The 11,954-nt window shown below is 56.9% G+C and carries 10 protein-coding genes; all 10 read left to right on the top strand.

Annotation, left to right across the window (positions count from 1 at the left end; all coding sequences use genetic code 11):
* Positions 1-149 (top strand): transposase (locus BM388_RS12170; RefSeq protein WP_175535096.1); only part of this gene is annotated, 149 nt, incomplete at its 5' end.
* 175 nt (positions 150-324) lie between these two features.
* A complete protein-coding gene (locus BM388_RS17630; RefSeq protein WP_139233940.1) occupies positions 325-558 on the top strand; it encodes a Rossmann-fold NAD(P)-binding domain-containing protein in 234 nt (77 codons plus the stop codon).
* A 16-nt stretch (positions 559-574) separates the two neighbouring features.
* Positions 575-1,852, top strand: a complete 1,278-nt coding sequence (gene tviB, locus BM388_RS12165) for a Vi polysaccharide biosynthesis UDP-N-acetylglucosamine C-6 dehydrogenase TviB (RefSeq protein ID WP_089850526.1) — start codon at positions 575-577, stop codon at positions 1,850-1,852.
* A 40-nt stretch (positions 1,853-1,892) separates the two neighbouring features.
* Positions 1,893-2,963, top strand: coding sequence for a hypothetical protein (locus BM388_RS17625; RefSeq protein ID WP_139233939.1), 1,071 nt, complete (start codon positions 1,893-1,895; stop codon positions 2,961-2,963).
* A 729-nt stretch (positions 2,964-3,692) separates the two neighbouring features.
* On the top strand, positions 3,693-5,642 hold the full coding sequence (locus tag BM388_RS12155; protein WP_089850522.1) for an asparagine synthetase B family protein: 1,950 nt from the start codon (positions 3,693-3,695) through the stop codon (positions 5,640-5,642).
* Positions 5,626-5,910 carry a PqqD family peptide modification chaperone gene (locus BM388_RS12150; RefSeq protein WP_175535095.1) on the top strand — a complete coding sequence of 95 codons (285 nt, stop codon included), beginning with the start codon at positions 5,626-5,628 and terminating at the stop codon, positions 5,908-5,910. Before BM388_RS12155 ends, BM388_RS12150 begins: the two co-directional genes overlap by 17 nt.
* A gap of 4 nt (positions 5,911-5,914) precedes the next feature.
* Positions 5,915-6,421 carry a lasso peptide biosynthesis B2 protein gene (locus tag BM388_RS18275; protein ID WP_425431929.1) on the top strand — a complete coding sequence of 169 codons (507 nt, stop codon included), beginning with the start codon at positions 5,915-5,917 and terminating at the stop codon, positions 6,419-6,421.
* A 91-nt stretch (positions 6,422-6,512) separates the two neighbouring features.
* Entirely contained in the window at positions 6,513-7,712 is a 1,200-nt protein-coding gene (locus BM388_RS12140; protein ID WP_089850516.1) for a nucleotidyltransferase family protein, read from the top strand.
* A gap of 13 nt (positions 7,713-7,725) precedes the next feature.
* Positions 7,726-9,546: an ABC transporter ATP-binding protein gene (locus BM388_RS12135; RefSeq protein ID WP_175535094.1), complete on the top strand. Its 1,821-nt coding sequence runs from the start codon at positions 7,726-7,728 to the stop codon at positions 9,544-9,546.
* The gene (locus BM388_RS12130; RefSeq protein WP_089850512.1) at positions 9,547-11,460 is read left to right on the top strand and encodes an asparagine synthetase B family protein; all 1,914 of its coding nucleotides are present in this window, start codon (positions 9,547-9,549) and stop codon (positions 11,458-11,460) included.
* Positions 11,461-11,954: the final 494 nt, after the last annotated feature.

The following is an 11,954-nucleotide window of genomic DNA, read 5'->3' as shown; positions in this document are numbered from 1 at the left end:
CGGCCCAGGTCACCACCCTGCGCCTGAAGTTGCTGAAGATCGGTGGCGTGGTGATCCGCAATACCCGGCGCGTCCGGCTGATGCTGAGTAGCCACTACCCCGACCAAGACCTCTTCCTCAAGCTGATCAAGAAACTGGTGCCGGGATGACCGGCAGGGTGCTGTCCCCGGCACGAGATAAACAATGGGGGTAGGGGGCAGTGCGTCTTGAAGGCGGGAAATCGATCAAAAAGTGAGCGATTCTCGCGCCATCCAGCATGAAGAGCTGGCCTGCTCACCCGCCAGGCCAAACTCGCGATACTGATGCAATATTCAGGCTATATCTGTGCTGCAGATTGTGTCCGCTTTCAGTGAGATTAATGGCGTCAAGGTTCCATATACCTTTGCGCCACGTCGCGCCGGTGACCTTGCTACCTTCTGGGCCGATGCGAGCCTTGCCGAGCGTGAAATGGGCTGGAAAGCCAGGCGCACTCTGGACGGCATGATGCGTGATATCTGGCGCTGGCAGCAGCGAAACCCCTACGGCTATCGCCGGGTTTATGAAAAAAATAAACAATAATTCAAAGGGTTAATGCATGCTGAGCATTCAAGATGTGCGATTGGGCGTGATCGGCCTCGGCTATGTGGGACTGCCCCTGGCGGTGGCGTTCGGCCAGGCACTGCCGACTGTGGGTTTCGATATCGTTGCTCGGCGCATTACCGAGCTGCGTGGGGGTATCGACCGCACCCTGGAGGTAGAACCCGCGCTGCTGGCTTCGGCTACCCAGCTGAGTTTTGAGAGCGATCTCGAGGCGTTGCGCGAATGCAACGTATATATCGTCACCGTACCAACGCCTATTGATGCCAGCCGCCGCCCGGACTTAACGCCCTTGATCCGCGCTAGCGAGAGCCTGGGCAAGGTGGTGGGTAAAGGCGATGTGGTCATCTTTGAATCTACCGTCTATCCAGGCGCCACCGAAGAAGACTGCGTTCCAGTGATCGAACGGATTTCGGGTCTGGTCTACAAACGCGACTTCTTCGCCGGCTACAGCCCGGAGCGCATCAACCCGGGAGACAAGGAGCACCGGGTCACCAGTATTATGAAGGTAACGGCCGGTTCCACGCCCGAGGTCGCCGAGTTTGTCGATGCGCTCTATCGTAAGGTGATCTGTGCGGGCACCTACCAGGCGAGCTCCATCTCCGTGGCAGAAGCGGCCAAGGTGATCGAGAACACCCAGCGTGACGTGAACATCGCTCTGATCAATGAGTTGGCGATGATATTCAACCGTTTGGGGCTCGATACCGAAGAGGTGCTGAAGGCGGCGGGGACCAAGTGGAACTTCCTGCCGTTCCGCCCGGGGCTGGTGGGAGGTCACTGCATCGGCGTGGATCCTTACTACTTGACTCACAAGGCACAGCAGGTGGGCTATCATCCAGAGGTGATCCTCTCCGGGCGGCGCATCAACGACGGTATGGGTGCCTACGTGGCCGGCCAGCTGGTCAAACAGATGATCAAGCGGCGCATTCACGTGCAGGGCGCCCGGGTGCTGGTGATGGGCCTGACCTTCAAGGAGAATTGTCCAGACCTGCGCAATACCCGGGTGGTGGACATTATCAGGGAACTTGCCGACTACAACATCGCCGTGGATGTCCTCGAGCCACGAGTCGATAAGGATGAGGCGGAGAGAGAATACGGCATTCGGCCGGTGGTTGAACCCGAGACCGGCGCTTATGATGCCGTAATCCTGGCCGTGGCTCACCGCGAATTCCGCGAACTGGGTGTCGAACACATTCGCGCATGGGGCAAGCTTAAACACGTTCTCTACGATCTCAAGTATCTGTTGCCCAAGGAGGCGGTAGATCTGAGGCTGTAAGCCGTTTCCTGGATTTTGCCATGCTATAGGTCTTTCAATCATGACAGCCAAGATGTCGATAAGCTCACCGAGCCGTTACGGGCCGCAGGAGCGTCGCGCAATTAGGTCACCAGAGCTTCGAAAAGAGCGTCGTGGCGATGGTTCCCATAAAACATCTGATTTGTATTACTACCTAACCTATGGAATGACGATTGCTTCTCGGATCGAAATTCCCGAGATACTGGGAATTGCCCCGGTAGAATCGCCTGATCTGGAGATTCTTACATCTGAAGTGTCACCTCTCATGGAAGATGCCTCATACAACGATCAGTGGTTTCAGATCGGTCATCAGCGTTGCCAGATAGAAATTCCTGGAATTGCACGCTATCGGGTAGAAGGCGGCCAGCTAATGATGCTCGATAGGCGCGGTGTCGGTGCAAGTGAACCCTCTATAAATCCTGGTGATGTGCGTCTTTATTTGCTGGGCAACGTGTTTGGGATATTAATTTACCAGCGAAAGTGGATGCCTTTGCATGTGAGTGCACTGACGACCCCTTCTGGCGTGTGGGCATTCACCGGAGAGTCCGGTGCCGGGAAGTCGACACTTGTCGCCTGGCTTCACCATACACAGGGCTGGCTTCTTGTGACCGACGATGTGGCGGTGATCAAGCCGGAGGAGAGCATCCCGCTGCTCCACCCTGGCCCCTCGCGCGCCAAATTATGGAAGGATGCCCTGGCGATGTTGGGGATCAACAAGAGTGGCTTGGTGCGTGATATGAGCCGTCATGACAAGTATCACCTTCCATTGAATCAAGGGTTCGACCATCGAGCTAAGCCGCTTAAGACTCTGGTTAAGCTGGAACGTGCCGAACCGGGGGAGCCGGCCAGTCTTATACCTGTGGAGGGGGTAGATGCCTTTCTGATACTCGCTGGTGCGCTTTATCGAGCAGATCTTGGCAATGTATTTTGCGGGCCGGACGTGCTGATGGAATTCCTGGCCTTCCTTGGCTCAAAGATTGCGGTTTTTCGATATCGAAGGCCTTGGTCCCTGGAAAAGATCGACGATAATTTAGAACCATTGCTGAGCAGGATCAATGCGGACCAGGCCGGGAGGGGCTGTCCTCTCTTTTGAAAACGATCCCCGCGGCGCAAGGATCTTATTGCAGTTTGGATTCAATGAAGCCGGGAGGGCGTCGACTTCAGGTCAGCTGTGTGTTACTGGTTTTAGGTTTATCGTATACAGCTCTTGATCATAATTTATAGAGCCGCTGTATGTCTCGCGAACAGAAGTCTTTTTCATGACGGGTGCCGACCAAGTACGGTTATTCTCATGCTTTATTACAGAGTTCATTTCAATTTCCTTACGAATATGTGGCTAAAGGTTTAATGTAACAAGAGGCATGACTCACAGTGGTCAAGAAACACTTCCTAACCTGCCAGCATGTCATAGATACTTTATGCCACAAGTTTTTTTAACCACGTTATGTTTAGCACCACTAGCTCATAACCTCAAGTGAAATACAGTTCCGACTATTTGTCAAGAAATGTATCCATAGGCGGCGCGGTCTTTCATCGGTCAATCTTAACGTTAGTATTAAGGCATGAAAGACTGAGATAGCCACATGCTTAATGCTGAAAAATTTTCAGCATCGGCAAGAGTTTTGATGTTAAGCGATTACTACCCGTGTTGCTGTAGCTTAACGGCCTGGGGCTGTGCTAGTGTCATGTAACAAAGTGTAAAAACTGTCTGGCGCGGATCATTCGGTGCCCGAGGCCAGGGGTATGACGATTGATCGCTGGCTTGCAACGCTTCTCGGGGCGGCGCGTTACGAGCGTCAAAGGGAAGGGTCTAGGAGCGGAGATGAGTGCAATCCTGGGGCGAGTGAGCCTTGATGGTAGGCAAGTTTCGCGGAGAAACTTCATCAAGGCGTTTGACACTCTCCAAGATTGGGGGAGGGACGGCCGAGGGTTGCTGGTTCAGGGTGCTGTGGCTCTGGGGCACCAAAATCTTGCTTTGACACTCGTTTCCGGCAATGAACGTCAACCACTGTGCCTTGGCCGGCAGTACATTGTGTCCGATGCAGTCATCGATAACCGCGCTGAGTTATGCGAGCTGCTGGAAATTGATTCCATCTTGGCCGGAGAGATCCCAGACAGTCAGTTGATACTCAGAGCCTACCAGCGCTGGGGTGAAGCCTCCGTAGATCGGCTGGTGGGAGACTTCGCCTTTGTCATCTGGGATTCTGAAACGTCACGACTATTTGCGGCCAGGGACGTAGCGGGCAGCAGACCGCTCTTCTATGCGCAACGAGCCTGTACACTGTTGTTTGGCACCACCGTCGAGTCAATTGTTGCACATCCCGATATCCAGTTTGACATTGATGAGTCCCGAGTGGCATTTTTTCTAGCACAACCCTTTGGAGCGTATGAAAACCCATTTATAGAAGGGATCGAATTTCTTCCGCCGGGACATACCCTTCTGGCTTCCACGCACGGTATAAACGTCAGGCGTTACTGGCATCCGGAAGAAATACCTCCTGCATCATCAGCATCTCTCGATGACTATGCCGAGCAACTTCGGTCATTGGTCGAGAGAGCGATAGAGGATCGGCTTTGCCAGAACCATCCCGTTGGTTCACATATCAGTGGCGGACTGGACTCTACTGGCATCTCCGTGTTGGCACATCGTCTGCTGCGAAATAACGGTAGCCGACTCGACATGAGTTACGCCTGGGCGCCCCCTATATGTGACCTATACCCTTTAGTTGAAAAAGCTTTTGATGAGCGGTTTCAGATAGCTGATCTTTCTAAGCGTGAGGGCTTCGACTGCGTCTTTGGCTCAGCTAGTTCTGATGATTACATGAGTTTTTTAAAACGCAATATTGCCTTCGAAAACTCCACAGATCTTTTTGAAGAGTTGCCTTTGATGGAACAGGCTGCTGGCCGAAAAACTCGCGTTATGCTGTCTGGCTGGGGAGGGGATGAGTGCGTCACATTCGGGCTGCGCGGTTATCCATCTTGGTTGCTGGGCCAGCGTCGCTTCAAAGATCTTTTCAACTTGGCGAGAACTTGTGGTGGTGGGCTAAGAAAACCAATCGGAGTATCCAAGTTCATATTTCAGCTTGGGATCCTTCCCCTTTGTTCGGATAAAGTCTATTCCGCATTCAGCCCCTATTTGAAGACGAGGCAACTGCTTCGCCTTTCAGCGCCGGCGCTCATGGCTAGATATCCCGACGCCTACAAGAAAACCAGCCTGATCTGGCGAGACGCCAAGGACCCGTTTTCCATGCAGTGTGCACTCTTGAAGAATGGCCATCTTTCCGCTCGAATGAGCCTCTGGTCTACCTGGGCTGGACCGTTGGGCATCCAGTATCGTTATCCCCTGTTGGATAAGCGCTTGATTGAATACTCTCTTTCGCTTCCGCCGGACATGTTATGGCAGAAAAGAAGCGATAGGATTGTTTATCGAGAGGCTATGCGAGATGTGCTTCCAAAACGTGTCAGCAAATACGATACGGCTAATGAGGAAAAACGCAAGAAGATCAGTTTTTATTGCTGGAAAAAATTGAAATCAGACGTGAGTGTTTATCGTGAGATCCACTGCCCTTGGCTGGACATGGAGGCATTGGTAAAAAGAATTGAAGAAGCGCCAGTTGCCATAGAAGATTTTGACTTGTTGAGCTTTATCCCTCTTCATTATGGCATGCGTGTGCTCGAACTTTGGCGACAAGGAATGCATGAATCGGGAGACTATAAAGGTAAGGGTTTCGATAAAATTGGTGATAGGGGGCGTTATGAAAATCGATATTAATTGCACGGTGCGACGTAATCCAGATATATTGACCGCCGTTATCGACGATGAAATCGTGATGATGAGTGCTGATCAAGGCCAATACTTTGGCTTGAGCAATATTGGTGCTCATATCTGGAATATGACGGAGGATCCGATTTCGGTAGAGGAGCTGATTGCCATGCTTTGTCAGTCATATGATGTCAGTGCCCAGACGTGCAAAGATGACACCTTGCCTTTTTTAAATAACATGATCGATTCCGGTTTGATGGAAGTTATCTGTCGGTGAATATGTGGGTTCTTTGAGTTTTCGCAGGGGGCAACCATTGAGGAAATTCTCGGCATTTGTAAACAAGCCTGCATTTTTCAAGCTGTGGATCCTCCCCACCTGGTGTTTGCTGGGCGTCAGCAAGCTGCTTATTCATCTCGTGAGCTTTCGTCGCCTGGAGCGTTTTATGGGCACAGGGTGCGGGGTGAGCCCGGCACTGGCATTGCTTACTTCTAGGCAGCGAATGCGGGCGACCGCAATTGGCCAACTAGTGAGAATCACGGCCTGCTACACGCCCTGGACCTCCAACTGCTTTCCTCAGGCGCTGACCGCCGCCCTGTTATTGCGCCTCTATCGAGTCCCCTACCTGCTTTGTTTCGGGCTGGCACGTGGCCGAAGGTCCGATGATTACCTGGCCCATGCCTGGGTGAGCTCCGGTCCCGTGGTGGTGACGGGAGGCTTCAGCTTCAATTTATACACTGTGGTTGCCTGTTATCTTGCGCCCAATCTGTCTGTTGACGCATCACCATGAGTTGCCGACGCCTATCGGCATCGACGGTGTGGCACGCCTGGTGATCGGCGGGAAGGTCAATGGCTTGGCGCTCTCTCGGTAAGGATGGGATATGGAAAGTTACGCCCCTCGAACCCCGGTGCTGAGCCCAGAGTTACGTCTGTTGCTGCTGTTCTCTCGACTGGAGCTCAATGCTGAACAGGCCAGGGCCGCGCAGGCGCTCTGCCAGGAAATCAGCGATTGGCAAGCGTTCCGTCACCTTGCCGCCCAGGGCTTCATTCTGCCCTTGGCCTATCGTCATCTGCGTCGACTTGCCCCTTCCTCGCTGCCTCTCGAACAGCGCGAGTCCATGAAGCGGCAGGTGATGTCGCTCTCTCTGCATGGCTTGAATGTGGTGACCAGCCTGGGGGAGGTCAGCCAGACGCTGCTTGAGCCCTTGGGCATTCCCTATATCACGTTCAAGGGGCCTTCGCTTGCGGCGCGCTATTACGACGAACCCGCCGTGCGCTTCTGTCGCGATATCGACATTCTGGTGCCCAGGGAGCGCATGGCGGAACTACTGGCTCGTGCCCTGGCCCTGGGCTTTACGCCAGTGGTGCCCGCGGATCTGGCACATGATCCCGTCAGCCTGGCCTTCGTCGCACGCTATCAGCAGGTGATTACTCTCCGCTCGCCGAGGGGGATGATCATCGAGTTTCACTCTCGAATCGATAATCTCGGCACGGTGTATGCTTCGCGTGCGCTGTTCGATCGGGCGGAGTCGGTTCGTGTCGGCAGTCGCGAGGTGTCGGTCATGCCGACCGATGAGCTTTTCGTCTATATCTGCTGGCACCATACCAAGCACTTCTGGTCGCGACTGCACTGGCTGGTCGATCTCGATGCGATGCAGCGTCATCCTAGCTTCGACCACCGGCGCACCCTGGCCTGTGCCGAACGGCATGGGCTGGGCGCCACGGTCGATGTCTGCTTGAAGATGGCGGCGCTTCTGGGCTCGCCTGACTTCGAGCTGGATGACAGCCCTGATCAGCGGCTCAATCAGCTCTTGACGCTCTCGATCCAGGGCATGCAAGGAGATCCGAGTTTCGACCACCGGCTGGACAAGAAGATGTCGAATCCCGATTTCTCCTTTCAGTGGCAGACAGGGCGACTCCACCTGGTGCGCGGCAAGCTGCTGGGCTGGTTGCGGATGTTTCAACCCAGCTATGCCGAGTACCGAGTGTGGCCGCTGCCCAGCGGCTGGCAGTGGCTGTACTGCTTCCTGCGACCCTTGCTGGCGTGTCGCCGCCGCTTGCCGAACCACGACACCGACTAGCCCAAGGAGCATTATGCCCTCCATCGCCAAGTTGCTGGCTCATCTCGCGACACTGCGGCGCATCCTGGTCATTCTCTGGGTCAGCAGCCCAACCTGGATGGCGATATCTACCGGCCTGATGGCGCTCGAGATTCTTTTCGGGCTGGGGGTGCTGTATCTGCTGAAGCAACTCGTGGACAGCGTGACGACGCTGCTGGGGGGGGATGCCGCGGAAGACGGCATTCGCCAGCTGCTCTGGACGGTGACGACAACCGGCATCTGCTCACTGGGGTTTCTAGCGGCACGCGGCTTTTCCGGATTCGCCAGGGAAATCCAGGGGCTGCTGGTGGCCGAGTATATCGATCACGCTATCCATGAGTGTGCGGTGCACGCGGATCTCGCCTTCTTCGAGAGTCCGCGCTATTTCGATACCCTGCAGCGTGCCCGGGAGTCGGGCAACCAGCGCCCGGTTCAGGTCGCGAACAACCTGATGCTGCTGTTCAAGAACAGCCTGATGCTGGTTGCCATCGTGGTGTTGCTGGCCACCATCAACGGGATGCTGTTGCCACTGCTGGTTGTGGCCACCGTACCGGCTTTGCTGGTCAGGCTGCGTTTCACCCGCCGGCTCTATGACTGGCAGCGCAAACGCACCCAGATGGAGCGCAAGGCGGCCTATCTGGACTGGTTATTGACCTCGGATATCAACGCCAAGGAGCTGCGACTCAATCAGCTGGGTGACTTCCTGAGCCAGCGTTATGATGAACTGAAGGCCTTGATCCGCCGGGAGAGGCTGGCGATCAGTCGGCAGCGCACGATCGTCGAGGTTGGAGTGTCGGTGGTGGCGACGGCGGCGTTTTTCCTGGCGCTGGGCTATCTCGCCTGGGAAACCTCAGAAGGTCGCAACAGTGTGGGGGATCTGGTGCTCTTCCTGCTGGTGTTCCAGCGCGCCCAGTCCATGGGCCAGGAGCTGGTGAGTCAGCTATCGCGGCTCTACGAGGACCACCTCTTTATTGGCCTGTTGTTCGAGTTCCTCGATGTGCGGCCGGTCATAGCGGAGCCCAGCGATCCCAGGCCGCTGCCGCCGCGGATAAGCCAGGGACTATGCTTCGAGAACGTCAGCTTTCGCTACCCCGGCACCCGCCATGAGGTGCTGCATAACATCAATCTCACGATTCGGCCGGGGCAGGTCGTGGCGCTGGTGGGGGCTAACGGGTCCGGCAAGACATCGCTGATCAAGCTGCTCTGCCGGCTCTACGACCCCAGTGCGGGACGGATCACCCTGGACGGTACCGATGTCCGGGAGTACTCCCTCGATGAGTACCGGCGCAAGTTCAGTGTCATCTTCCAGGATTACGGCAAGTATGCCGACACCGTGCGCAGCAACATTCGCTATGGTGATATCCGTCAACCCGAGGATACGTCGCTGGTGGAAGTGGCGGGAGAGAGGTCGGGGGCGGATCTCTTCGTTCGCACCTTGCTTAGCGGTTACGACACGCCGCTTACCCGCATGTTCGATGATGGCCAGGAGCTCAGCATCGGTCAGTGGCAGAAGGTGGCCCTGGCCCGTGCCTTTATGCACCAGTCCGAAGTGATCATCCTCGATGAGCCCACCAGTGCCCTCGACCCGGGGGCCGAGTTCGATCTGTTCACCAACTTCCGCGAGCGCATCGACCATCGTGCCGCCCTGGTCATCAGCCATCGGCTCTCCACGGTGCGCATGGCGGATTATATCTATGTGCTGGATAACGGGGAAATACGTGAGACCGGTACCCATGATGAGTTGATACATCAGGGTGGCATGTACTGCGCGCTCTTTAGCCAGCAGGCGTACCACTATCGAGAGGTCGAGGCCTGAATGAGTGCCATCTGCGGTATTGTCAGCCTCGACGGGCGTCCGGTCGCGCCCTCGCATCTGGCCGCCATGGTGGCGAGGTGCCAGCATCGGCTGGTCGATGAGGTCTTCTATCACCGCCAGGCGGGGATGGGGGTGGCGTGTCTCTCCCGCGATAGCTCCTCGGATGGTACGGGGGCGTGCCGCCCCGAAGCCTCTCCGGATGGTCATTTGGTGTTGGTCGCGGATGCCCGTCTGGATAACCGCGAGGCGTGTCTTGCGTGGCAGCCTTCTGCCTTTACCCAGCGGGAGACGGCAACCGATGGCCATCTGATGTTCGGGACCCTTCTGCATGACCCGCAGGGCGGTCCTGGCCGGCTGATAGGCGACTTTGCCTACGCCCTCTGGGATGGGGGGCAGCGAACCCTGCAGCTGGCAAGAGACGCCATGGGCATGCGATCGCTCTATTATCGGGTCGAGTCGGGGCGCATCCTCTTTGCCACCGAGCTGAGCCAGATTCTGGCCGTGGAGGGGGTCAGGCGGCGTGCCAATCGCCTGGCGATGGCATGGCATCTCTCAGATCTGCAGACCCCGCCCGGCTGTACCTTCTTTGAGGGCATCGATGAGGTCCTGCCCGGTGAGGAGGTCGAGATCGATGCGCGCGGCAGGGTGCGGCGACGTGTGATATGGAAGCCGGACCCTGATGATCGGCTGCACTACCGGGATAGCGGCGATTATGCCGAGCATTTTCGGGCGCTCCTCGTCGAGGCGGTGCGTTGTCGCTCTCGGGTCGCCTCGCCTGCCGCCATCTCCTTGAGTGGTGGGATGGACTCGGGGAGTATCGCCTCGATAGCGGGATGGCTGGCCGAGCAGGGGAGGGATATGCCGGCCCTCAGGGCCTACAGCTGGGCCTTCACCCAGCATCCCGAGTGCGACGAGCGCGACAACATCTACCGCCTTGCCAAGCGCTTTTCCATCCCCGTCAAGGAGATTCCGGCCGAACAGACCTACCCCTTGATGGACCTGTCTGCCTATGTACCGGACGAGGATGGTCCCTTTAACCTGATCTATCAGGGGTTTGTCGACAAGGTGCTGCGCGGCGCCGCGGCAGATGGCTGTCGCAGCGCCTGGTTTGGCTTTCGTGGCGATGTGGTGGTGGGCGGCTCGATTCACGAGCTGGCGGGCCTGGTTCGTGATGGACGCTGGCGCGAGGCGCGGCATGAGCTGGCTGGCCTGCGACATGACCATGGGCTTGGTCGGACTCGGGGCCTGTGTCGTTTCGGGATCAGGCCGGTACTGGATGATGCCTTGAGCCTTCTGACCAGGCCCTTAAGGCAGGCTCCCTTCAGCGACGCTCGGCTGTCCGCCTACTCCCCGCGTGATCGTCTGCCCTCGTTCGTGACGCCCGACCTGGCTCTGCGCGCTGGCTTACCCGGTCGGGACCCGCTGGTTGCCGACTCCAATGCCTGGATCCGGGCCTCCCACCGCGAGCGCTATCGGCAGATCTTCTCGCCCCTGGTCATGAGCGTGATGCGGCTCGTCGAACGGCAGTGTGCAACCCATGGCCTGGTCAGGGCAGATCCATGGAGTGATCGGCGCCTGGCCGCCTTTGTGCTTGCCTGTCCCCAGCACCGGGTCGACGGATTTCGTCAGCCTAAACGGCTTGCCCGCCAGGCAGTCCGAGGCATCATGCCGGATGAGGCGCTCCAGCACTGTCGGAAGGTGATGCCGGCCCCCCTGTATGAACATGCGATTCGCCATCTGGCTTATGACAGGGTGCTGGATCTGATGACGGATAGCCGCTGTGCGGCGCTTGGTCTGATCGACGAGGCACAGTATCGGGCGCTGTTTCGCCGCCACTGTCGCGGCGCCCCCCAAGCAGTCGATTTCTGGCCTGCGCTATCGCTCGAACTCTGGCTGCGTCGCTGGTGGGCCTAACGCGTTGTCAGGCCTCATGCCATTCTCTTCCTTGGCCCCTGGAGATGAATTCCCGCCAATACTTTTGTAAACGATATGTATCCTGGTGAAGGGTGCTATATTTTTAACAGTCCTGCTGGCGGTCGAGAGTGGTGTCACCAGCCATGACGGGATCACCTTCGATGATCAGGGAGGCGGTAATGAATAACAATGCAAAGGATTCCTGCCAGACCAACGGCAGGGCCAGGTATCAGCCACCTCGGCTTTACCACTGGGGTGCCGTATCGGATTTGACTCGCCTCGGCGGCTCCGGCGGACCTGGTGACGTGTTCTACAATCCTGCTGGCAAGCCAATCGGCAACCCTGACGACGGTAGCGTGACACCGGGGTTCGTCACATAGCGGTAGTGTGATATTAGGGGCGGGCGTCGCTTCTTTGCGCCGCCCCAGTTCTTTGCGCCGCCCCCAGTGGAGAGCCTTGCCGTCTCGCTCCACGTGCCTCGGCCTGGAAATGAG

The sequence above is a fragment of the Halomonas saccharevitans genome, from assembly GCF_900116405.1.
GTDB lineage: Bacteria > Pseudomonadota > Gammaproteobacteria > Pseudomonadales > Halomonadaceae > Halomonas > Halomonas saccharevitans.
Note: the sequence above shows the minus strand (reverse complement) of the source record. Positions and strands in the feature narration are given on the sequence as shown.